The sequence below is a fragment of the Bacillus pumilus genome (genome assembly GCF_038738535.1).
Classification (GTDB): domain Bacteria; phylum Bacillota; class Bacilli; order Bacillales; family Bacillaceae; genus Bacillus.
In genome coordinates this window covers 3,034,665-3,058,912 of sequence record NZ_CP046128.1, presented here as the reverse complement: position 1 = coordinate 3,058,912, position 24,248 = coordinate 3,034,665, and the positions used below count along the sequence as shown (strand labels likewise).

Here is a 24,248-nt window from a genome sequence, read left to right as displayed (position 1 = left end):
AGCTGCTAGAGATGGCAGCTTTTTTCTTTTGGGCGAGCTTCTTTTCCATAGGATTCGCCCCATTCACGCATAGCGAAGATGATGGGTTTTAAAGTATCTCCAAGAGAAGTGAGTGAATATTCGACACGAGGAGGGACCTCCTCATAGACTTTTCTGTGAACAACGCCGTCTTGTTCTAGCTCGCGCAATTGCAGCGTGAGAACACGCTGAGAAATCCTTGGCAGAAGCCGGCGTAATTCGTTGTATCGTTTTGGACCGCAAGTCAAATGATAAAGGATCACTCCTTTCCATTTTCCTCCTATTACACTCGTTGTGGTTGAAACGGGACAGCCATGATTGACAATACTGACTGGATTGGATGGTGCACTCATCTTTACACTCCTTTCTAAGACGAAATGGGTGATAAACGAACATGATTGTACCTAACGAACAAAAATGTGCGTACTTGAATCAATGGAAGCTTTTCTTTTACCATAGAGATATCACATCACACATTCGGGCTGTTTGTTTTATTATCATAACAATTTCTATATGGGAATGGAAAGAAATTGGATTGATGAAACTTCTCACCCTAATCGTTCACTAGAAAGGATGAATACCATGCGAGACAAAGAGCAATTAAAAAAAGAAATCATTGAGGCGTATGAATTCCGTCATGCGACAAAAGAGTTTGACCCGACGAAAAAGATTCCAGAAGATGACTTTGCGTTCATTTTAGAAACAGGAAGACTCTCCCCAAGCTCTGTCGGGTTTGAGCCTTGGAAATTTCTCGTCGTTCAAAATGAAGCATTTAGAGAGAAATTAAAAGAATATACATGGGGTGCGCAAAAGCAGCTTCCAACTGCCAGCCATTTTGTGATCATTTTGGCAAGAACAGACGCCCGGTATGATTCAGCATATGCAGAATACATCAACAAGGAAATCAAGGGAATGACAGACGAAACGTTTGAAATGGTAAAAGAACGCTACAAAGAATTCCAAGAGAATGATCTTCATTTGATGGAAAATGACCGTACGCTCTTCGATTGGGCTTCCAAACAAACATATATTGCCCTTGGAAATATGATGACAGCCGCGGCACAAATCGGCATTGATTCATGCCCTGTTGAGGGATTCAGCTACGATGAGATTCATCGTATTCTTAAGGAAGAAGAATTACTTGAAGGTGGTCAGTACGACATCTCTGTCATGGCAGCCTTTGGGTATCGAGTCATTGAGCCAAAGCGCGGCAAAACGCGTCGTCCGATGGATGAAGTAGCCGTTTGGATTCGTTAAAAGAAAATGTCTGAAAAAGGCTGTTGACAATTGCGTGGTTAGTCAGTATATTTAAAAAATAAAATCTTTGATAAATAGACAAATTGACTATAAAACGCTTTGACTTGAGAATAGTAAATGAATATCCGTTTTCTAAGAGAGCTGCGGGGTGGTGCAACGCAGTAAAACGAATCATTGAACTCGCTCAAGGAGCGGCAAGACTGAATGAATAGTAAGTCTTTACGTGTGACCTCCGTTATCGGGTTTCAAGTTGGATTCAGCTATGTCTGAATCAATAAGAGTGGTAACGCGGTTGCAAGGTCAGTCGTCTCTTCAAGGAGATGACTGGCCTTTTTATATGCTTTTATCTTATATTTGTCTGAAGATTCAAATTTAAAGGAGCTATAGAAAATGGAAAAGGAACATGTGCAGTTAAAACGAACAATGACGTCAAGGCATATCATGATGCTCGCACTTGGCGGTGCCATCGGTGCTGGTCTGTTTAAAGGAAGCAGTTCTGCCATTGATATCGCTGGTCCTGCTGTCATTTTGGCATATATGATTGGTGGTCTTATTTTATTATTTATTATGCAAGGACTTGCCGAAATGACGGTTGCACGACCTGGCGCTAGAACATTTCGTGATTTAATTGAACCTGTGTTAGGCAAATACCCCGCCTATTTCTTAGACTGGATCTATTGGAAAATGTGGGTGCTGAACATTGCAGCAGAAGCGATCGTGTCTGCAATCTTTATTCAGTACTGGTTCCCGCAAGTACCAATATGGACACTTGTGTTAATCATTTCACTTGTTGTGACATTGATCAATGTTTGTTCAGTCAAAATGTTTGCTGAGACAGAATACTGGTTAGCCTCTATAAAAATTGCTGTCATTCTTTTATTTATTATCATTGGGTTAACGATGCTGTTTGTCTCATTCGGACAGCATGCAGCACCGGGATTATCCAACTTAACCGACCACGGGGGATTTTTCCCGAATGGAACGGGCGGCTTAATTGCGGCAATGCTGGTGGTCGTGTATTCATATGGGGGAACTGAAATGATTGGGGTCACATTAGCAGAAACAAAAAACCCTGAAAAAGTCATCCCAAAGGCCATTCAAAGTACATTTGTACGAATCATCGGTTTTTATGTACTTCCGTTCTTCATCATCGTCAGCTTGATTCCTTGGAATCAAGTAAACAATGAGCAAGTGAGTCCATTCGTCACGGTGTTTGCAACGATTGGTGTGCCATATGCAAGTGATATCATGAACGGGATTATTTTACTAGCGATCTTGTCTTCTATGAACTCTGGTCTGTATGCTTCTTCAAGGGTACTATTTACACAGGCGATGGATGGCCGTGTATGGAAGGGTTTTTCTAAGCTGTCGAAACAGCAGGTGCCAGTCAGAGCGATTCTAGTATGTACATCTACTTTGTATGCAGCCGTATTAATCTCTCTTTTTGTAGGAAGTCAAACCTTTAATTATTTAATGGGATCTTTAAGCTACACAGTCTTATTCATCTGGTTTATTATTGCTGTCGGGCATCTAAAGTCTCGAAGCGTAACAGCACCAGGAGGATATCGCGTCAAGCTGTATCCTTTCACGACATGGTTTTCTGTCATTGCGATCATTGCCATTTTTATTGGCGTAGTATCAACAACTCCGATCGTCCAAACCTTGGTCACAATGGGTATCTATCTCATCATCACTCTTTCTTTCTTCATCAATAGAAAGCGGTTTGAAACAGTTGTTTAATTTAAAAGCGTGCAGGACTTTTGAAGAAGGTCTGGCACGCTTTTTTAATGTAGTTTTATTGTTTGAACTGAAGCAATCGACTCTCCTTTTGAAAGGAATTGATGCATAAAAGTAGATGATCAAAAAGGGGCTGAAAATAGCTGTTCGAATTTAGACGACTGATGCGTATATATGGATCAAGCGAATGACCCTACCTTTAAAATCGAATTTGTTATGTCGTAGGCAGGTCTTCATCGATCGGAGTATTTGGCAGCTGAATGATGGCTGTCGTACTGCATCCTGGCTCAGATTGAATATCGAACGTGCCATGATGTTTTTTCATGATTTGATAGACAATGGCTAGTCCAAGACCGGAGCCGCCATCTTTTCTCGTACGTGCCTTATTTACTCGGTAAAATCGCTCTGAAACATGTGGAAGGTCTTCTTTTGGAATGCCGTTGCCCTCATCTGTCACTCTCAATTCAGCCATATGCTGGTGAACTAGTAATTCAATCGAGATCGATTTTCCAGAGGGAGTGTAATGAATGGCATTGTCCAGTAAATTACGAACCACTTGTTGCAGCCGATCGCTATCGCCATACACAATACAATCCTCATCAAGTGTTCGTTTCAGATAAATGCCTTTTTGATTAGCGATAAATGCCATTTGATCAAGAACGTCATGAATCAGCTGTGCAAAGACAATTGGCTCCATCGTTAGTGGATAAGAATCACCTTCTAGCTGCGCAAGGTCTAAAAGATCGTGCACAAGCCGGCTTAAACGTGCGGCCTCATCCTGGATGATGTGCATTCCTTTTTTTTGATCAATGATCCCTTCTTCAATTCCTTCAGCATATCCTTTCATATAACTTAGCGGAGTCCGAAGTTCGTGAGAGACATTCGCAAGAAATTCCCTGCGGTGCTGCTCAACTTTTTCAAGGGTAGAAGACAGTTTGTTAAAGGAGCGGCTCAGCTGGTTTAACTCATCTCCGTTTTTGGTCACTGCCATACGTTTTGAAAAATCACCAGATTCCATTTCCATAGCAATTTCTTTCATTTGATTAATTGTCCGCACGACTTTATTGGAGCTTTTATATCCGATAAAAAAAATCAGGAGCAGGATCAATAAAATGGATATGCCAAGTGTCAATCTGATTTGGACAAAGGGTTCATACACATCCGATAAGGGCATGGATAGAAAAATTGTCCCCGATAGCTCATCTTTGCTTGAGAAAACAGGGATGGCGATGCCAAGAATATCTTGATGAAACTGTGAGTGTTCTCTAATCAGCACGACGGTTTCCCCTTGAAGGAGCTTTTGGCGTTCCTTGAACGTAATGAGATTATCATTTGTGTTCGTATCAAAAGGAAGACCACTTGAAAGCTCCATTGGGTCATCTGTAAAAATAATGTTCGCCTGACTTGAGTCGTTTGCCCATTTTATTCTATCGGTAAAATACGTATCTTTCCCGTGTTTATGATAGATTTGTGCCAGCTTTTTACCTTGTAAACTTAAGGAATCGATCTGTTTATCAATATATAAGTGCTGGTATAAGTAATAGGTAAGGGCAAGAGCTGAGGCAGCAACGATTCCGGTCACTACAAGGATTAAGAAGAGCACTTTCTTTTTAATCGATAAAGGCTTCATTCTTCCTCCTCAAACTTATAGCCGACACCCCAAACGGTTTTAATATGCCGTTCCGCTCCCTTTAATTTCAGTCGCAGCGTTTTGATATGTGTATCGACTGTTCGTAAAGAGCCGCTCGTGGAGTGTGATTCCCACAATTTTTGATAGAGCTGTTCTCGTGAAAACACTTGGCCTTGATTGAGTAAAAGAAACATGAGTAAATCGAATTCTCTTCTAGTTAAATTAATGGGCTCCTGATGGATATAGACTTGTCTGCCATCCTGATCAATCTCCATGTTGCCAATCTGTATTCGGCTGCGCTTTAGCGAAAGACCTCTAATTCGTCTCAAGGTTGTTTCAATTCTTGCTGCAAGCTCACGTAGACTGAAAGGCTTCATGATGTAGTCATCCGCACCAATTTCTAGACCTCTAATTCGATCCTCCTCATTACTTCTAGCTGTTAAGAATAAAATGGGGATTTGAGATGTTTGCCGAATACGCTGGCAGACTTCAAATCCATCCATATCAGGCATCATGATATCCAGTACAACAAGGTCAACGGGTTCCTTTTCAAGCTGGCGTAAGGCATCCATTCCATTATTAGCTGTGATGATGTGAAAGCCTTGTCTCTTTAAAAAGGATCCGATTAACTCAAGCATATCGAACTCATCGTCTACGATTAAAATATGCATTTGTTCTTTCATTTCTTTTCCTCCAACACGATAGCATAAGGTCCTGATGGGACATTCAGTCGATTTTTCATCATGAATGTATGTTTATCGATAATTGATACTGAATTGTCATCTAAGTTACTCACATATATTGATGTGGTATCAGCGGTGATATAATTCGGGTTTTGACCAGTTTCAACAGAAGCAAGCTGCTTATTTGTCTCTGTATCTACTTTGTACAGCGTATGATCTCCATGACAAAGTACATATAAAGTAGAAGAATTTTTCTCTGAAAAGAATGCAACGGGCATAACGCCTAGTTTCATTTCTCGCTGCTTTTTACCTGTTTTTGGGTCGTAAGAAAAAATGCTTTTATTTAAGGTACCTTGTTTACCGTGTCCACCGACCCAAATGGACTTTCCATCAAAATGAATACCAGAAGGCCGTTCAAGTACAGAGAACGTACGTATATGTTTTTGCTTCTCAATATCTATGACGGAGACAGTATGACTTTCTGCATTTAAAACAAATAAAGTACCTGAAGAAGAAAATGTCATAGAAGAAGGTAACTTTCCGGTCTTCACAGTTGCTTTTATTTTTTTACGCTGCGTATCAATAAAATAAACGACATTTTTCTGTGTATCCGCTGCAATTAAGGTGTGAGAAGCTGCATCATATGTAAGAGAAGTCAGCCCTTTATTCACATCCATATAATCTGTTGCTGTACCTTTTTTTAAATTAATTTCGATAAGCGATTCTCCTTCTTTACTTGTTGCAATGATGACGTCTTTGTTGATTTGGATAAGGTCAGTGAGCGGATGTTTTAAATCAACGGAAGAGATCATTTTATTCTTTTGTAAATCAACTATTGAAAAGGAAGCTTTTTTTAATTGAGAGATGACCGCGATCGATTGAGAGCTGCCAGGTGGATTAAATTGCTGGTCTTTGCCACAGCCTGACAGGAATAATATTAGAGCTGATAAACAGATCAAAACATATTTTGCACGTTCCATTCTTCCGCTCCTTTGCGTCCTATATTTTCAAAAAGCATACCACAAAAATTGTGAAAAAAAATCGAAGTTATCAGTACTGGAAGAGATGAAAAACAGCTTTTAGGTGGGTGAACGGGGACAATTTCGATCGAAAGTTCCTTTTTTGTCTAGTCATATGGCTTTTTTTCATCTTTAAAAAAGGATTTTCAATATTTGATTACTGTACCCGCTCTAGCTTACAGTGATACAAATGATGAAAACTCCCCCGCTCTAAATCAACATAGAGCGCAGGGAGTCATTAGGCGGAATGCCCCGATGATGGAGAGGTGGAACTTGTTTTGACGCGTTGAGATAAAAGGAAACCAAGGATTCCTGCGCCCATTAATACAATAAATAAAGATTGGAAACCACTCATGATACCAATCAATGTCGATGAAATGATACTGCCAAAGTATCGAAAGGTAGAGAAAATACCAGATGCCGAACCAGATAAGCTTTGATCAACAGCAGTTAAAGAAGCCATCTGCATACTGGTCATACCAATCCCTGATGAAATTCCACCTGCGATTAGTGTCACGATTAGCAGTGGTAAGGAGGGGTACTGACTCAATGTAATTAACATGATGCCTGATAAAGTGAGGCAGAGAAATGAAAAGCGAATCATTTTTTTCGCGCCTTTTTTCGGATGAAGTCTAGCCCCTAGCAAACCGCTAAGAGACATACAAAGCGAAAATACCGATAGAATCATACCGCCTTGTGTATGAGAAAGGGCAAGTTGTTGTTCCATAAACAGCGGCATAATAAGAAGGATGGCGTACATGACAAAATTACTTAGCATGATCGACAGATTCGCATTTGTAAATGAACTGTTTTTAAATAGGGACAAATCGATGATCGGATTCTTTACTTTCCGTACATGTTTAAAGAATAAAGGAATCACAATCAATGCTAAAATGCCATAAATTAAATATTCATTTAGTAACTGGCTTTTTGTGCATAGAATGATTGTGGCAATTCCGATGGTTAAATAAAATGAACCGATGATATCTACCCTTGCTTGTAGGCGTGTATGCTTTATGTTTGGAATGAGTAAAATACCGGTGACAAGTGTAAGAAACAGAAATGGGATATTCACTAAGAATATGGAATGCCAATCAAAACTCTGAATGAGAATCGATCCAATAAAAGGCCCAAGTGCAGCACCAATACCAGCACCAAATCCAAAGTAACCCATTGTTTTAGACAGTTTTTCGGGTGATACTGTTGCACGAATCAATGCAATGCTATTCGGTGTTAAAATAGCCCCGCCAGCTGCTTGAATGGATCGAAAGATGATGAGAAATGCTAGGTTAGGTGCTAAAGCACAGCCAATCGAGCCGATTAAAAAGAGTGTCACTCCGGTTAAATACATGCGGCGGTGTCCGTATATATCTCCTAACTTACCAGCGATAGGCTGAGTGACCGCCATGACAATAAGATAAATCGTGACAACCCAAGTAATGTTTGAAATGGATTGATCATAATAAGTTGATATGGATGATAGAGCGACTGCGATCATCGTTGAGTTGACCGGAACTAGTATAGCTCCAAGTAACAAAGAATAGATGATCAAGCTCTCTTTTTGTAACCTCAATGTGTATACCACCTTTTGTAAAAAAGAAGAATTCCACCCTTTAAACGGGAGAAATTCCTCTCATGAAAATGTGTGTGTATGTCTCAATAAAATCATCTTTTTGTGTTAAAACGAGTTGGAAGTCTTGCTCTAGCTGCTGAATAAAAAAACCGAAATACGTACTAATGAAAATGTCTGCATAAATGTCTTCTTTTCCTTTTAAGACATGATGCTGAGCACTCATCTTTTTGAAATATTGTATCAGCATTTCCCTTAGTTCTTGAGGATAAATTTTTTCATGACTGGTCAAATCTTTAAACATAGCTGGTTCTCGCATGCTGATATAAATAAATTCTTTTTTTGAAGTTAAATCTTCAAGGAAATAGGAACCGAGAAACTTTAAATCGGTGTATAAATCGCCTTTAAATTCTGCTTCTAAGGTTTTCGTCGGTGTCGATTTCATTTTCATAATGGCAGTAATGACGCCGCGTTTGTTTTTAAAGTTGCGGAAAATAGTCGCTTCACTGACATTCGCTTTTGTGGCTATTTCTTTGGTTGTGGTTTTTTGATAGCCCTTTTCAGTTAATAAATCCATTGTTGCGCGAATGATTCGTTGATTTGTAGATTTTAACAAGCATACTCACCTCAGGTTATGAATGTGTTTGCAACAAAGTAAGTATACCGATAAAACCTATGACCGCCAATATGACCCAAAACGATAAAGTTAGACACGTGAATGCTGTTTTAATATCTGAATGCGTCCATTGCTACCATCTACTGTCACAAGGTCACCGGATTGAAGTGTTTCAGTCGCTATTCGGGTACCTAGGACAGCTGGCATCATATACTCTCTAGCGATAATAGCTGAATGAGACAAAATGCCGCCAGCATCGGTTATGACTGCTTTTGCATCTCTAAATAAGCTCGTCCATAAAGGTGTGGTTGTTTTGCAAACTAAAATATCATCCTTTTGAAATTGTGAGAATTCCTCAGCACATGTAATGACTTTTACTCTTCCAGAAACAATACCGCTAGATGCGCCAATTCCATAGATCATATCGTTTGTGTTATTTTCATTTTCTCTTAATGAACCGAGCATTCTTTCCACTTGCTGCAATTCAGCTTCAGTGGGGGTGCCCATATAAGCTGGTGGTTGAATGGCTTCATTTTCTTTCATTTCAATTTTTCTTTGTGCGATGACCGTGTCGAATGTTGTAGACGTTGTGAGCGCTGTGTGTACCTCCTCATCGTAGAGATACCATAGATCTTCTTGATGGGGAATCGCTCCTTTTTGTACAAGAAGTTCACCAATTTTTAATAGATATACCCTGGCTTTAGCATCTAACATGGCATCAATGTAGAAGTGATGATCATCACGGATATTAGCGGCCTGTAGGGCAAATTGATAAAGTGTCTCAAATTTTGTTTTAAACGCTTCATCCTTCACTTGGCTCATAAAATGTTCATATGTCTCTTGTCTTTTGATGACGGCTTGTACAAATTCTTCATCAAAATCACATTGGGACTGAATGTTGTTTCTGATGATATCTAAAATAAACTCAGGGTTTTCCACCCATGTCTCTTCCGTAAGGTCATGACTTTTAACAGATCGCCAGCCATAGACTTGAAGAAATTCCTCTAATTCCAAAATGAAGTGTCTGCCTTTTTCCGAGTGATTGAGTGCATCAAGCAGCTCTGGGTCCTTTTCATTGTTCATAAATGCTTGATGAAGTTCAGGATCTTGAAGGACACTCTTTGCAAAATCAGAAAGCTTCTTGTCTGTTTCAAGAGATTTGTTCATCACGCCTATCAACATCTCATGCAGCAGGACCACTTGTGTTTGATCACCAGTATATGTCACAAGCATGTCTTCGATCATAGCCGATAGAATAACTTGTGGTATGACAATATCAAAATGATCATCGTAGGCTTGTATATAAAAAGCCTTTAATTCTTCGAAGCCGATGATGGCTTCTTCAATGGTCATAGGTTCCTTCATTTGGCGATCGAGTTTTTCGTAAAAGGGAAAGAAATTTTTCTCTAAAATCTCATACATACGTTCACTTAAATGCGGAAATAACTCAAATATGCGCTCATCAAAAACTGGAGGAGCTTCTGCACTCGCTTCAGGCAGTGACGGTGCTGAGTACAGGTGGCCTCTATAAAGCTTGATATTTTTAATATTCAGATCAGGTACTTGATATTTTTCACCATTTTTCTTCATTCCGCTTTTTAATGCTGGGATGATCAGACTTGAGAAGAGAGGACTTGTTGGGCCCGGCATATGATCGTCCATTGAGATCCAGAAATCCTGCAGCTCATCTGGCTGCATTTGAAAAGAAACACCTGCTGTTTCATCTGCTGCTTTTGGGAGAGCTGCGGTAATCGGCCTGGCTTGAAGTAAATAAAATGTGCCATTTGTTATTCCAAATTCGATATCGACTCCATGTCCATAAAGTGCTTCTACTTGTTTGGTGATTTGCGTCATTTCTTCTAATTGATCATCATTCAGGCAAAATTGCCCAGCCATTTCCTCCGTTACTGCTTGTTCTATGACACCCTCTTGATAAGGAACAATTTGCAGCTCTTTCGTTCCAAGTGATTTTTCAATAGAAAGTGTCTCTTTGTTTACAATAAATGTGTCTGGTGTCACAAGCCCAGAGACGATTGCTTCTCCTAGTCCGTAGCTTGCTGTCAGCATCATTTCATTTGTTTTTCCCGATACGGGATTCTCACTAAAGATGACTCCGGAGACGTCAGAATGGATCAATCCTTGCACGACAACAGCCATGAGCGGCATCTCTTCCCCGTTTTCATCCATCTCTTCCTTATATTCTGTCACTCTCGCTGCAAAATAAGAAGACCAGCATTCTTTGACAGCCTGTAGGAATTCTTCATTTGTTTTGATATTTAAATAGGTCTCGTACTGTCCTGCAAATGAGGCGCCTTCGAGATCTTCAGCAACAGAAGAGGATCGAACTGCAACTGAGGGATAAGTCTTCCGCAATGATTGAAAGGACGAAAGGAGTTCTGCTTCCATTTGAGAAGGAAACGATGCTTCTTTGATTTTGTGAGCAAGGTTTTGTTCAGTTGGATGCAGGTTGTGATATGAAAGAAAGCTGGAAAAGCTGTTGGTTTTGATAATAAATCCATCTGGGACTGGCAGTCCGTGATTGTTTAATTTAATTAAATTCAAGCCTTTTGCCCCTGCGAGTGCTGCGGATTCTTCAGCCGCATGAAATAAAACTGAATACATGGGAATGCCCCCTTATCCAAATAGCCAATGGTTTGTATGTCTCTCTATAGTTTTTAAAATGATAGTGCGCACTATCATTTTAATCATAGGATTTATTGGATGTTACTGTCAAAGACGGAAAGACCTATCTTTACAAAGGGGACATTCTCACTAATTTCCTTCCATATCTATATCAAAAGTCTCCGAACAGAAAGAAAAATAGGTGAAATTGAAAACTGTGAATTGTTCAATATGCCAATCTTTACTATAATCAAGGAAGTAGACCAAGAAGAGGGAGGGTTTTTGTGATTACAAAAGCCATATTTGCACTTGTTTTTCCTTTCCTGCTCGTTATTTTATTTTCAAAGGTTACTTATAATCATTATGTGGGCATTGCATTAACAGCAGCGCTTTTATTTGCCTCGTACATGAAGGGCTATACAGAAACCTACTTTATTGTGGGATTAGATATAATTTCTTTAGTAGCTGGGGCATTGTATATGGCTAAAAAAGAAATTGAAAAAAGAGAAAAGGCTGAAAAACATCATTGATGTCATCATTAAGAGCGTGATAGGCCGAAAGGTGACGTTTTTAAGCTGTGCTTACGAATTCTAGTGAGTGCAGCTTTCTTTTTGTGCTCTTTTTCTGCTCATCGAATATCTCTCACCAAAATGTTCCATACTGAAAGGAAGGTTTTCGTAAGAGGGTTATTTGCCATTGAAGAGAGGGTATGACTGTATTGGAAATAAAAATCAAGCAAGAGCCGAACTTTAGTTCGTATTTTTGTGTTCTTTTATGATAATATATTCATTAGATAGATTTCGTAACGAAACGGAGGCTTTGATGTGAGTGACCGCTTTGAATTAGTTTCTAACTATCAGCCCCAAGGAGATCAGCCGAAGGCGATTGAAAAGCTTGTTGAGGGGATCCATCAGGGGAAACAGCATCAAACGCTGTTAGGTGCTACAGGTACGGGAAAGACCTTTACTGTATCCAACCTGATCAAAGAAGTGAACAAACCGACACTTGTCATTGCGCATAACAAGACACTTGCCGGTCAGCTATACAGCGAGTTCAAGGAATTCTTTCCGAATAATGCTGTCGAATATTTTGTGAGTTACTATGATTATTACCAGCCAGAGGCGTATGTGCCTCAGACTGATACATTTATTGAAAAGGATGCCAGCATCAATGATGAGATTGATAAGCTGAGACACTCCGCTACGTCCTCGTTATTTGAGCGGAGAGATGTCATCATCATTGCCAGTGTGTCCTGTATTTATGGCTTAGGTTCGCCAGAGGAATACCGAGAGCTTGTGCTGTCTTTACGTACTGAAATGGAGATTGAACGCAATCAGCTTCTTCGTAAGCTGGTGGACATTCAGTATTCTCGTAATGATATAGATTTTCAGCGCGGAACCTTCAGAGTACGAGGAGACGTCGTTGAAATTTTTCCTGCTTCACGTGATGAGCATTGTATCAGAGTGGAGTTTTTCGGTGATGAAATTGAACGTATTCGTGAAGTGGATGCATTGACTGGAGAAATACTCGGTGATCGTGAACATGTGGCTATTTTCCCAGCATCTCACTTCGTCACAAGAGAAGAAAAAATGGAAAAAGCAATTATTAATATTGAACAAGAGCTTGAGGAGCAGCTCGAAAAGCTTCGAGATAATGGAAAATTGCTAGAAGCGCAGCGCCTTGAGCAGCGGACAAGATATGACCTTGAGATGATGAGAGAAATGGGCTTTTGTTCAGGAATCGAGAACTACTCAAGGCATCTGACCTTGCGCCCTCCTGGTTCAACACCTTACACATTGCTTGATTATTTCCCAGATGATTTTATGATTGTTGTCGATGAGTCACACGTGACGATCCCGCAAATCCGCGCGATGTACAACGGGGACCAAGCAAGAAAGCAAGTGTTGGTTGATCACGGATTCCGTCTGCCTTCAGCACTTGATAACAGACCGCTCACCTTTGATGAGTTTGAAAAGCATATCAACCATATTGTGCATGTATCTGCCACTCCTGGTCCTTATGAGCTTGAGAAAACCCCAGAGGTTGTAGAACAAATTATTCGTCCAACAGGTTTACTTGATCCAATCATTGAAGTGCGTCCGATTGAAGGTCAAATTGATGACTTAATTGGAGAAATTCATGCGCGAATTGAGAAAAATGAGCGTGTGCTCGTGACTACGCTGACGAAGAAAATGTCTGAGGATCTCACAGATTACTTAAAAGAGATCGGAATCAAGGTCAATTATCTGCATTCAGAAATTAAAACCCTTGAGCGGATTGAGATTATTCGAGATTTACGTCTCGGAAAATATGATGTGCTTGTGGGAATCAACCTTCTTCGTGAAGGACTGGATATTCCAGAGGTGTCGCTCGTGACGATTTTAGATGCGGATAAAGAAGGCTTTTTACGCTCTGAAAGATCCCTCATCCAGACGATTGGCCGTGCAGCGAGAAATTCAGAAGGCCGGGTCATTATGTATGCAGATAAAATGACCAAATCAATGGATATTGCGATTCAAGAAACGAAGCGCAGACGAGAGCAGCAAGAGGCGTATAATGAGAAATTTGGGATTACTCCGCAAACCATCCATAAGAAAATCAGAGATGCCATTAAGGCAACAAAGATACATGAGGAATCGGAAGAATATGAAACAAATGCAGCACCAAAGCTGTCAAAAATGAGCAAAAAAGAACGAGAAAAAGTGATCGAAAAGGTCGAGATGGAAATGAAAGATGCAGCAAAAGCGCTTGATTTTGAAAAAGCAGCAGAATTAAGAGATCTATTGCTAGAGCTAAAAGCGGAAGGATGATTGCCTGATGGCTATGGAACGAATAGAGGTGAAAGGTGCTAGAGCCCACAACCTTAAAAATATTGATGTGAATATCCCGCGTGACCAGCTAGTGGTCATCACGGGTTTATCTGGTTCAGGAAAATCGTCTCTTGCCTTTGATACCATTTATGCAGAGGGTCAGCGCCGATACGTTGAATCTCTTTCAGCGTATGCGCGCCAATTTCTCGGTCAAATGGATAAACCGGATGTAGATGCCATTGAAGGTCTTTCTCCGGCGATTAGTATTGACCAGAAGACGACGAGCCGGAACCCTAGATCAACGGTTGGAACCGTTACTGAAATCTATGATTATTTACGTCTCTTGTATGCTCGAGTCGGGAAACCTATTTGTCCGATACATGGGATTGAAATTACGTCCCAAACGATTGAGCAGATGACAGATCGTATTTTAGAATATCCAGAAAGAACGAAATTGCAAGTGCTTGCTCCGGTTGTATCTGGTCGCAAAGGAACACATGTCAAAGTACTTGATCAAATTCGAAAGCAGGGCTATGTTCGAGTAAGAGTCGACGGAGAGATGGAAGATCTGTCAGAAGAGATCGAGCTTGAAAAGAACAAGAAGCATTCCATTGAAGTCGTGATTGACCGAATCGTGGTGAAGGAAGGCGTTGCGGCTCGGCTGTCTGACTCCCTTGAAACGGCGCTGCGACTAGGTGAAGGCCGTGTGATGATTGACGTGATTGGACAAGAAGAGCTGTTATTCAGTGAACATCATGCTTGTCCGCACTGCGGATTCTCTATTGGTGAGCTTGAGCCGAGAATGTTTTCATTTAATAGTCCTTTCGGTGCCTGCCCGAGCTGTGACGGGCTTGGCTCTAAACTAGAAGTTGACCCTGAGCTCGTCATCCCTAATAAGGATTTGACGTTACGACAGCATGCTATTGCCCCATGGGAGCCGCAAAGCTCACAATACTATCCTCAGCTTCTTGAGGCAGTATGTACACATTACGGCATCGACATGGACATTCCAGTGAAGGATATACCGTCGCATTTATTTGATATAATTTTATATGGCAGCGGCTCTGAACGGATTTATTTTAAATATGAAAATGATTTTGGTCAGGTACGTGAAAATGAAATTGAATTTGAAGGCGTTCTTCGTAACATTGAGAGACGCTATAAGGAAACCAGCTCTGATTATATTCGTGAGCAAATGGAAAAATATATGGCTAATCAGCCATGTCCGACATGTAAAGGATATCGTCTGAAAAAAGAAACGCTTGCGGTTCTGATCAATGGAAAACATATCGGAGAAATCACTGATTTGTCTGTCTCTGATGCCCTTGATTTATATGGTGAAATCGAGTTGTCTGAGAAAGATTTGCAGATTGCCCAGCTCATTTTACGTGAAATCAAAGAACGCTTGTCTTTCTTAAATAATGTGGGATTAGATTACCTCACATTGAGCCGGTCAGCGGGCACACTATCCGGCGGAGAGGCGCAGCGGATTCGTCTGGCGACTCAAATCGGGTCAAGGCTGACAGGTGTTCTTTATATATTAGATGAACCATCCATTGGTCTGCATCAGCGTGATAATGACCGGTTGATCGGGACATTGAAAAACATGCGTGACATCGGGAACACCCTCATTGTCGTAGAGCATGATGAGGATACGATGCTGGCCGCTGATTATTTGATTGATATTGGACCTGGAGCAGGAGTTCATGGAGGAGAAGTGATTTCAGCTGGGACGCCGGAAGAAGTCATGAAGGACAAGAAATCTTTAACAGGACAATATTTATCGGGTGAGAAATTTATTCCGCTGCCGATCGAAAGAAGAAAGCCTGACGGCCGCTACATTGAGATCAAAGGTGCAAAAGAAAACAACCTCAAAAACGTCAATGCGAAGTTTCCTCTAGGCGTCTTTACAGCTGTGACCGGTGTGTCCGGCTCAGGGAAAAGTACGCTTGTGAATGAAATTCTATTAAAATCACTTGCGCAAAAACTGCACAGAGCGAAGGCGAAGCCAGGACAGCACAAAGAGATCAAAGGAATGGATCACTTAGATAAGGTGATTGATATTGATCAATCTCCAATCGGCCGTACGCCGAGATCCAATCCAGCTACGTATACAGGCGTATTTGATGATGTGCGGGATGTGTTTGCACAAACCAATGAAGCAAAGATACGAGGCTATAAAAAAGGCAGATTCAGCTTTAACGTCAAAGGCGGACGCTGTGAGGCGTGTCGTGGAGATGGCATTATTAAAATCGAAATGCACTTTTTACCTGATGTGTATGTGCCTTGTGAGGTGTGCCACGGGAAACGTTATAACCGCGAGACACTTGAGGTCACATATAAAGGGAAAAACATTGCCGATGTCCTTGAAATGACTGTGGAGGACGCACTCCAATTTTTCGAGAATATCCCGAAAATTAAGCGGAAGCTTCAAACGATTTTTGATGTTGGGCTAGGATACATTACACTTGGACAGCCTGCGACGACATTGTCCGGGGGAGAGGCGCAGCGTGTGAAATTAGCATCTGAGCTTCACCGCCGTTCAAACGGAAGGTCTCTTTATATTTTAGACGAGCCGACAACAGGTCTGCATGTGGATGATATTGCCCGTTTATTAAAAGTGCTTCAGCGTTTGGTCGAAAACGGAGATACGGTACTAGTGATTGAGCATAACCTTGATATTATCAAGGCTGCTGATTACCTCGTTGATCTCGGACCAGAGGGCGGTGCAGGCGGCGGAACGATCATTGCATCTGGGACTCCTGAGCAGATTGCAAAAGAAGAAGCTTCTTACACTGGTCGATACTTGAAGCCTATTTTAGAACGTGACCGTGAACGAATGAAACAGTTGGTCAAAGAAACAGAAAGTGTAACTTCATCATAAAAAAACCCTCGTTAAGAGGGGTTTCAGATTGTTGACAAAGGGCTAAAATGATGTTTATTTTAGCCCTTTGTCTTCTTTTCAGTGTGATAGAAAAACTTTGAAGTCTAGGAAGGATGAGCACTGGCGCGGAGCGAATTTGACATTCGGGAGCACCAGCGCGCAGTCCTGACAAAGAATGCGAGGGTTTGCCTACACGCTGAAACCCCTCGTTAAGAGGGGTTTTCTTTTATTGCGCATCTTCCTTTGGCATTAAATGACTGAGTTGCGTTAAATCCTTTAAAATATGTGTGCTGCTGCTGTCGAGCAGTACTTTTAAATAACGGATATCACCATACTTTGGATGAGACGGATGAATGGTCTCAAGCTCCCTGATCATATCGCTGTTCATGCTTTTCTGTTTCTGTATAAGGTCTAAAAGCGTTTGAGCCGTGTGGTTAGTATTATGATGATCTGTCAAAATAATTACCCCCTATAATGATAATCACCATCTTTTCAACATATTTTAAAGGGTAATCCGTGAAGAATCTATACTTAGGTGCAAAAAGATATAATTTGTGTCTAAGGTCATATGTAATTCGAATGATTTTGAAACTTTTGATACGCAATAAACGTATGAGTTAGAAAGGAATTTTCATCATGAAGGAGCGAATATATGAATAGAGATCAGTCGATCATTGCATCTATTTGTTATTTTAGTGTATTTTTTATGCCGTTTATTGTACCGATCGTGGCATATTTTGTAGTTGATCAAAAGGAAACGAAACGGCACGCGATGCGGGCATTGTGGTCACACCTTTTGCCAGTTGCAGCGTGCGTGATACTGGTTTTTGGATCTATCCCATTTTTATTGGCGACACAGGCAAGTGACTCACTTATTCCAGTGATCACGATGCTCATCTTGTCCTTTTTAGTCGCCATTGGCTTTTTGATCTCTGTCATTTGGAATATCATTCAAGGTATTAAAGTACTTCAATCCATCAAATCGTAGGAGGGCTTTGTATGAATGAAAAAGAACGCATTTTAAAATTAGTAGAAGACGGGACATTATCGGCAAAAGAAGCGATTACGCTGCTTGAAAAACTAGAAGAAAGTCAGTCTGTTTCATTAGAAAAGTCTACAGCTAATCACACCTTTCATGAAGAAAAAGCTGGCACAGAGAGCAAAGGAAATGGTACTGAAAATCTTGGTGCAAAGCTGTTTGGCTGGTTAGATTCTGCGGTGAAAAAGGTGAAAGACGTAGATCTTGATTTAAACTTTGGACAGTCGGTCGACGTTGAGCACATTTTTCAGTTCAAAGACGCCACGCTCTCTCATTTAGATATTCAATTGTCGAACGGCAGTCTCAATGTGATGCCTTGGGACGATGGGGATATTCGTGCAGAGTGCCATGCGAAAATCTACCGTGCAGAGGACGGAGAGCAGGCAAGACAGCAATTTCTCAATCAATTGGACTGCGGCCTGGAAGGGGATAAATTTTTTATACGGACCGAAAAGAAGACGATGAAAGTCAATGTCACTTTATATGTACCTCGTATCCAATACGATAAAATCAAGGTTAAACTGTTTAATGGTCCGATTCGCGGGGAAAAGCTAAAGACAAAAGAACTTGCTGCGAAAACCACCAATGGTGTTGTCTCTTTTGCCTCGTTACAGGCAGAAAAGGTCGGAATTGAAACAGCAAACGGACAAATTAAACTGGCGGATCACGAGTGTGGTATGATTGAAGTAGAAACCATCAATGGGCTCATTGACCTGCGCGGGAAAAGTGAATCAATTGATGCCCAAAGCTTTAACGGAAACATTGCTGTTCAGCTGTCGGATGAAAAGTGCCGTTCCATTTATGCGAAAACGACAACAGGCAGTGTGGACGTCCAGATCCCGCGTGCGTGTGCAGTGACCGCTGAACTGAAAAGCAATCTTGGGTCTATTTCTCATGATTTGCTTGATGCAGAGATGATTAAAGAGAAAAATGAAACATTACAAAAAGAGAAAATGATCAAAGCCAATCAACAGGCAGTGAACAGTATATCCATTTTTGCAGAAACAAAAACAGGTTCAATTCAAGTAAAGCACCAATCAGACAAGGAGTGATTCTACATGAAGAAGCTTTATCGTTCAGCAACAGATAAAAAAATAGCGGGTGTTGTTGGTGGACTTGCCGAATACTTAAGTGTCGATGCATCCCTGCTTCGCATTTTAACAGTCATCATCGGATTTTTGACAGCATTTATGCCTATCTTCCTGGTCTACTTCATCTGGTATTTTGTTGTTCCGGAAGAAGGCACTAAATAAATGCTTAGATGGATCGTCAGTATTTTAGTAAATGCATTACTTTTAATCGTCATTGCTGGATATTTTGATTCAGGCATTCTGCCAGGGCTCGGAAGCGTATATATTGAAGGGTTTGGGGCAGCCATTGTCGCAAGTATCATTTTATCCTTGCTCAATATTTTAGTGAAGCCGTTTTTGATCATTTTAACGCTTCCAGTAACCGTCCTTTCACTAGGATTGTTCTTGTTTGTGATTAATGCCATCACATTGATGATGACATCGAGCTTTATGGGTGATAGTTTTAACATTGATGGGTTTGGAACGGCCATTTGGATGGCTGTCATTTTATCCATTTTCCATCTGTTGATACAAAAAGGAATTGTGGAGCCGTTAGCGAAAAAAAGCTAACGGTTTTTTTGTACCATTTTGTATCGTTTCTCCGTTTCATCTGACATAAAAACTTCCTTCAGGAGACACAATATCCCAAGGAGGCGGTGCACGATGGTGAACGTGAGCAGACAAATCATGCTTTTATGTTTTTTTATCATTCTTTTTTGTTTCAATCAGCCTGCTTCAGCAGGGCCTTTTATTCAAACACAAGTCAATATACCGGACAAGCCTTTTTCTCCTTTTATCTTTGATCGATTTCATGTGGATGTCCGTCCAGTTCTAGGGGAAAAAAGCCGTGATCTCCAGTTTCGTGCGTCTATTACGGATCCGGAACAAATTTTGTCTGCGAACTTGTACTATAAACAAAGTGATGAACTGGGGTACCGTTTGCTTCCAATGGAACGGTTACCAGGTATGAAGCCAGAATTTACAGCGAAAATTCCGCCAGATCAATTATGGAATTCAACCGTTCGTTACTATACAGAGTTTCTTACGCAAAAGTCCGTGATCAAAACGGCAGAACAATCTGTACACTTAAATGGATTTGAAGAGGATCTTTCTCGCATTCCGGACTTAGTCATCACGGAAATTGTCGTCAATTCAAAGAATCGCAAAGGCAAAGATGCATTTGAATTTATCGAGGTGTATAACACGACACATGAGCCAATCTCTCTTAAACATTATCAACTTCGCTACCGCAATCCTGCACAAGGAACTGAAATGGATGATGTGTATTCCTTTCACGCAAATCCAGTCACCATTTCACCTGGAAAACCTTATGTTTTCTGGCTGAGGAAAAAAGGGCAGGAGCATTTAACTGTAGCGGACTTCAATGCCATGTACAAAAGTCAATTAAAAGAGGGAGAGCATGTATCTGTCATCGAGAGCAAAGGGCTGTCCAACTCTAAATCTCGTCTTGTTTCAATCACAACAAATATAGGGGAGGAGATTTCTTCAGCAGCATTTCGTTTGAAGCCATCATGGTTTAGTGAGCATAAATCTTTGCTGTTTAAATATCCAATGGACGGTACTTCGCAAATGAAGCTGATCTCGAAAATTGAAGAAGAGCCTACGCCTGGAAAAGTGCTAAAAGCACAAATTCCATCTGAGAAAAAAGAAATGTCTCAAGATATCCATAAACCTGTGATTGAAGATATGACAGTGAGGAAACCAGTGAAACCAACTGAAAGCATAGAGATTAAAGCGGATGTACAGGATGATCAGGCCGTCAAAACCGTCAAGCTTCGCTATCGAACAAATCGGAAAGATGATTTCAAGGAAATACTGCTTCAAAAAGATCATAACGACCGGTTATTTCATCATATTATTTACTCACCTGAGTTGATTGGTAAAGAACAATTGGAATATCAGCTTGAAGCGTCAGACGGCGAAAATACAGCAATGACGATGAAAAAAATGATTGATGTGGAGCAGGTTAGCAAAGCCCACGGTCTTCGATTCAATGTAGAAGAAGGAGATACGGTTTCAGGATTATTTCCATTAAAGGCAACGTCTGATCGGAAAAAAAGCATTGAATTATTGATAGATGGAAAGCGGAATCAGCAAGTATTTTCTGCCCTTGAAGCAGATCCATATATCGCATTTGATGTCAAAGGGACAAATTTATATTTTAAAAATGGTGTGTCCATAGGTAAGCACTTACTTTCTATTTTTGATGATTCGACAAAAGTGTATCGTACCTATACAATGCCAATACCAGAAGCAGAGATGAAAAAAGCAGGTCTCCAAACGATCTCCTTCCATGCTGGAACGAAGTCTTCTCCAGTAGATCGGCTGCCTGGAGAGAATCACGATGATTTTGAATTAAAAAACGTCCGGATGATCCTGTCGAATGGAACACAAATTCCTCCAATCAATGCAAAGCCGCAAAAAGAATGGAAAATGGGAGACAGCGGTAACGCCAAACAGGTAAGAACATTTCAATTTGAAATTCCAAAAGAAGCTTATGTTTCAACCTATATGAAGTGGGACACAAGAAGGCTGAAAGAGGGGCCGCATTTGATTGAGGCCAAAACCTCAGACGAGCATGCATCTGTACATGTGAACGTTGATAACACAGGTCCGAAAATCAAGACCAACGTTCAAACAAAGGATCCATATAAAGGAGCCTTTACGTTAAAAGCAAAGGTAACGGATCGTTGGAGTGACATAGAGGAGATGAAGGCATATGTAGATGGCAAGCCAATTTCCTTGCCATATCAGACGTCCTCTAGCGAATTAAACCCGGGTGAGCACACGTTGACAATTAAAGCAAAAGATGCCGCAGGGAACATGTCGACGTTGAAAAAAGAATTCAAAACGGTACATGAACACCCTGAGACACCAGAACGAGTAGCAGATAAGACGAAAATGAAATCGTCTAAGCAAACTGTGCTCACCAAGGATCCAACGAATGATAAGCTGGATTACTCCTTTTACCGTGCCTATCAATATACATCGCTGCATCCATCAATGAAGATTTTGAAATATGCAGCGGAGACAGAACCGCCAAAAAGCTTTAACGAAAAAGGAGAAATGATCTTTTCTAATCAAGAAAGGAATCGCATTGCATTTGCTGATGGTAAGTCAGTTGAAACGAAGGATTTACATCGTTTTCCTTATCATCGTTTTCAAATCAAGGTTCATCAAGATGTACGTGAAAAGGATGTCGTCGAAGCGATGTGGAAAGGGAGTTCATTGTCAGGGAGAAAGGTGACCATGTATGCATGGAATCATCAGCAAGAAAAGTGGGATAAAATCACTCATCATTTTGCTGAAGATCAAAAAGAATTTTACCTGAAAGGACTGCTATCAGTAAGACAGTACATGAAGAATCATACGTTTGATTTGCTTGTACAGGATGAAATCAGCAAAGCGCAAAAGCCATATAAGATGGTTTGGATGTCTGACACACAATATTATGCAAAGAGCTATCCGCATATCTTTAAACAAATGGTCGAGTGGATTCGAGACCAGAGAGAAAAGTTAAACATTCAATATGTGTTCCATACAGGTGACATTGTGGATGATTCAAAGGATAAACAATGGCATCGTGCCGATACGTTTATGCGTGTGTTAGATGAGCATCAGATTCCATACGGTGTTTTAGCAGGAAATCATGATGTTCGACATAAGGACGGCTTATATGCGGAATATGGGAAATATTTCGGGGAGAAACGCTTTGCAAATAAACCTTACTATGGTGAATCCTATCAAAACAATCGAGGTCATTATGATCTCATCTCTGCCGGTGGCAATGATTATATGATGGTATACATGGGCTGGGGGATTAAGCAAGATGAAATTGATTGGTTAAACCGTGTGATTTCTGAGCATCCAGATCGCATCGTCATTTTAAATTTCCATGAGTATTTGTTGGTGAGTGGCAACCGCAGCCCGATTGGCGACCTCATCTTCCATCAGGTGGTGAAACGCCATCCCAATATTGTGGCAGTATTTAGCGGCCATTATCACGGAGCAAGCAGGAAAGTAGATGAGCTTGACGATGACCAGGATGGCAAAGTAGACCGGAAAGTATATCAAATACTCGCTGATTATCAGTCAGGACCTGAAGGTGGACAAGGGTTTATGAGGCTGATAACAGCCGATCAAGAAAAAAACCAGCTTCATTTTACGACGTACTCACCTTATATGAATCAAGAGCATTTCTATGATCCTAAAACGTATGGAGATCAGGATGAATTTTCAATTGATGTGGATTTGACGCCGAAAATGAAATCTGTCAAAACCAATTATTTTGAACTTAATGTCTACACAAATGTCCTGATAGGAGAGGCACGCGGTGTAAAAAGCGGCAAAAAAGCAAGCTTTGAGTGGAAAGGCTTAAGGCCAAATGAAGACTATTATTGGTACACTGTAGCAAAAGATCGTTTTCAAGGAAAAGCAATTTCGCCTATATGGAAAATTCATACAAAAGATGATCGTGAAGCAACATTTCTTAGGAAATAAAAAACAGTGCTCCTCCTTTTATGAGGGCACTGTTTATCTTTCCATTGTATGAATGAGCTTGTAACGATCCCCTCTATACACGGAGAGAACATACTCAAATGGAATGTCATTCTGAAAATAAGTCGTTCTTGCGATTGAGAGCACGGGATCGCCTGTTGAAATAGACAGCACGTGTGCTTCTTCCTTTGAAGCTACATTCGCTTCAAGCTCTTGTTTTGCATGAGCAATTGCAAGGCCTGTTTGAGTCTCTATATATTCATATATAGAGCCAGTTAAATGTTCCTTTGTTAAATCTCCTGCAAATGCTTCAGGGATATAGCTCGTTTCAATCGCCATCGGTTCATCATTTGCAAGGCGTATCCGTTTGAGTTCAAATATAGCATCGCTATTTGACAGTTGTAAGACAGGCAGTAAGTGCTCTGGACATACGGTTTTTTTAAAGTCAATGAGCTGGCTTGAAGCTTTAAGCCCACGCTGGCGCATATCCTCTGTAAAGCTTGTTAAGCCTTGAAGCGGCTGTTCAAATTTTTTTCGGCTAACAAAGGTGCCTTTTCCTTTTTGTCGATACAAATATCCTTCGTTCACAAGGTTCGATAAGGCTTGTCTGACAGTCATTCGACTTATACCAAAGCGTTCGGCATATTCTCTTTCAGAAGGAATGAGTGTATCAGGTGCTAATGTTCCATCCTCAATCTGTTTTTTCAAGTTCTCCATAATCTGATGGTACATCGGAATAGGTGACTGCTTATCAATAAACATGTGAAAATCCTCT

The 24,248-nt window shown here is 40.7% G+C and carries 19 protein-coding genes and 1 other annotated feature; of the genes, 10 read left to right on the top strand and 9 right to left on the bottom strand.

From position 1 onward, the window contains the following. Positions 1-5: 5 nt before the first annotated feature. Positions 6-371, bottom strand: coding sequence for a winged helix-turn-helix transcriptional regulator (locus tag GKC25_RS15655; RefSeq protein WP_034660123.1), 366 nt, complete (start codon positions 369-371; stop codon positions 6-8). 229 nt (positions 372-600) lie between these two features. On the opposite strand from GKC25_RS15655, the gene GKC25_RS15650 reads away from it, so the two are divergent. Next, complete coding sequence (locus GKC25_RS15650) at positions 601-1,275, top strand: NAD(P)H-dependent oxidoreductase (protein WP_034660122.1); 675 nt, start codon at positions 601-603, stop codon at positions 1,273-1,275. Between the two features lie 90 nt (positions 1,276-1,365). After that, positions 1,366-1,590, top strand: a binding site (T-box leader). 75 nt (positions 1,591-1,665) lie between these two features. Continuing rightward, positions 1,666-3,015 carry an amino acid permease gene (locus GKC25_RS15645; protein ID WP_034660121.1) on the top strand — a complete coding sequence of 450 codons (1,350 nt, stop codon included), beginning with the start codon at positions 1,666-1,668 and terminating at the stop codon, positions 3,013-3,015. Between the two features lie 211 nt (positions 3,016-3,226). Here the strand turns inward: GKC25_RS15645 and GKC25_RS15640 are convergent, their stop codons facing one another. The 6 genes from GKC25_RS15640 to GKC25_RS15615 form a co-directional block, all read right to left on the bottom strand. Then, positions 3,227-4,642, bottom strand: a complete 1,416-nt coding sequence (locus tag GKC25_RS15640; protein WP_034660120.1) for a HAMP domain-containing sensor histidine kinase — start codon at positions 4,640-4,642, stop codon at positions 3,227-3,229. Then, positions 4,639-5,325 (bottom strand): response regulator transcription factor, encoded by a 687-nt coding sequence (locus tag GKC25_RS15635; RefSeq protein ID WP_034660119.1) that lies wholly within the window; start codon positions 5,323-5,325, stop codon positions 4,639-4,641. The genes GKC25_RS15640 and GKC25_RS15635 overlap by 4 nt, the downstream gene beginning before the upstream one ends. After that, positions 5,322-6,305 carry a YncE family protein gene (locus tag GKC25_RS15630; protein ID WP_034660118.1) on the bottom strand — a complete coding sequence of 328 codons (984 nt, stop codon included), beginning with the start codon at positions 6,303-6,305 and terminating at the stop codon, positions 5,322-5,324. The genes GKC25_RS15635 and GKC25_RS15630 overlap by 4 nt, the downstream gene beginning before the upstream one ends. 277 nt (positions 6,306-6,582) lie before the next feature. Beyond that, a complete protein-coding gene (locus GKC25_RS15625; RefSeq protein ID WP_095285737.1) occupies positions 6,583-7,917 on the bottom strand; it encodes an MFS transporter in 1,335 nt (444 codons plus the stop codon). 40 nt (positions 7,918-7,957) lie between these two features. After that, positions 7,958-8,530 carry a TetR/AcrR family transcriptional regulator gene (locus GKC25_RS15620; protein ID WP_034660115.1) on the bottom strand — a complete coding sequence of 191 codons (573 nt, stop codon included), beginning with the start codon at positions 8,528-8,530 and terminating at the stop codon, positions 7,958-7,960. A 90-nt stretch (positions 8,531-8,620) separates the two neighbouring features. After that, entirely contained in the window at positions 8,621-11,152 is a 2,532-nt protein-coding gene (locus GKC25_RS15615) for a PEP/pyruvate-binding domain-containing protein (protein WP_034660114.1), read from the bottom strand. 284 nt (positions 11,153-11,436) lie between these two features. On the opposite strand from GKC25_RS15615, the gene GKC25_RS15610 reads away from it, so the two are divergent. From GKC25_RS15610 to uvrA, 3 genes are all read left to right on the top strand, one after another. After that, a complete protein-coding gene (locus GKC25_RS15610) occupies positions 11,437-11,682 on the top strand; it encodes a CsbA family protein (RefSeq protein ID WP_012011392.1) in 246 nt (81 codons plus the stop codon). 294 nt (positions 11,683-11,976) lie between these two features. Continuing rightward, complete coding sequence (uvrB, locus tag GKC25_RS15605; RefSeq protein ID WP_034660110.1) at positions 11,977-13,962, top strand: excinuclease ABC subunit UvrB; 1,986 nt, start codon at positions 11,977-11,979, stop codon at positions 13,960-13,962. Between the two features lie 7 nt (positions 13,963-13,969). Next, positions 13,970-16,846 (top strand): excinuclease ABC subunit UvrA, encoded by a 2,877-nt coding sequence (gene uvrA / locus GKC25_RS15600; RefSeq protein ID WP_342689849.1) that lies wholly within the window; start codon positions 13,970-13,972, stop codon positions 16,844-16,846. Between the two features lie 226 nt (positions 16,847-17,072). Here the strand turns inward: uvrA and GKC25_RS15595 are convergent, their stop codons facing one another. Continuing rightward, positions 17,073-17,303, bottom strand: a complete 231-nt coding sequence (locus GKC25_RS15595) for a hypothetical protein (protein ID WP_034660106.1) — start codon at positions 17,301-17,303, stop codon at positions 17,073-17,075. Positions 17,304-17,498: 195 nt separating this feature from the next. Here GKC25_RS15595 and GKC25_RS15590 point away from each other — a divergent pair, with 195 nt between their 5' ends. The 5 genes from GKC25_RS15590 (at position 17,499) to GKC25_RS15570 (ending at position 23,476) form a co-directional block, all read left to right on the top strand. Then, positions 17,499-17,834 (top strand): DUF4870 domain-containing protein, encoded by a 336-nt coding sequence (locus GKC25_RS15590; RefSeq protein WP_034660105.1) that lies wholly within the window; start codon positions 17,499-17,501, stop codon positions 17,832-17,834. Between the two features lie 11 nt (positions 17,835-17,845). Next, positions 17,846-18,937, top strand: coding sequence for a DUF4097 family beta strand repeat-containing protein (locus tag GKC25_RS15585; RefSeq protein WP_034660104.1), 1,092 nt, complete (start codon positions 17,846-17,848; stop codon positions 18,935-18,937). A 6-nt stretch (positions 18,938-18,943) separates the two neighbouring features. Further along, on the top strand, positions 18,944-19,138 hold the full coding sequence (locus tag GKC25_RS15580; RefSeq protein WP_034660102.1) for a PspC domain-containing protein: 195 nt from the start codon (positions 18,944-18,946) through the stop codon (positions 19,136-19,138). Continuing rightward, positions 19,139-19,525 carry a phage holin family protein gene (locus GKC25_RS15575; RefSeq protein WP_024423577.1) on the top strand — a complete coding sequence of 129 codons (387 nt, stop codon included), beginning with the start codon at positions 19,139-19,141 and terminating at the stop codon, positions 19,523-19,525. A 93-nt stretch (positions 19,526-19,618) separates the two neighbouring features. Next, a complete protein-coding gene (locus GKC25_RS15570; protein ID WP_342689848.1) occupies positions 19,619-23,476 on the top strand; it encodes a metallophosphoesterase in 3,858 nt (1,285 codons plus the stop codon). 33 nt (positions 23,477-23,509) lie between these two features. Here the strand turns inward: GKC25_RS15570 and GKC25_RS15565 are convergent, their stop codons facing one another. After that, entirely contained in the window at positions 23,510-24,235 is a 726-nt protein-coding gene (locus GKC25_RS15565; RefSeq protein ID WP_187704176.1) for a GntR family transcriptional regulator, read from the bottom strand. Positions 24,236-24,248: the final 13 nt, after the last annotated feature.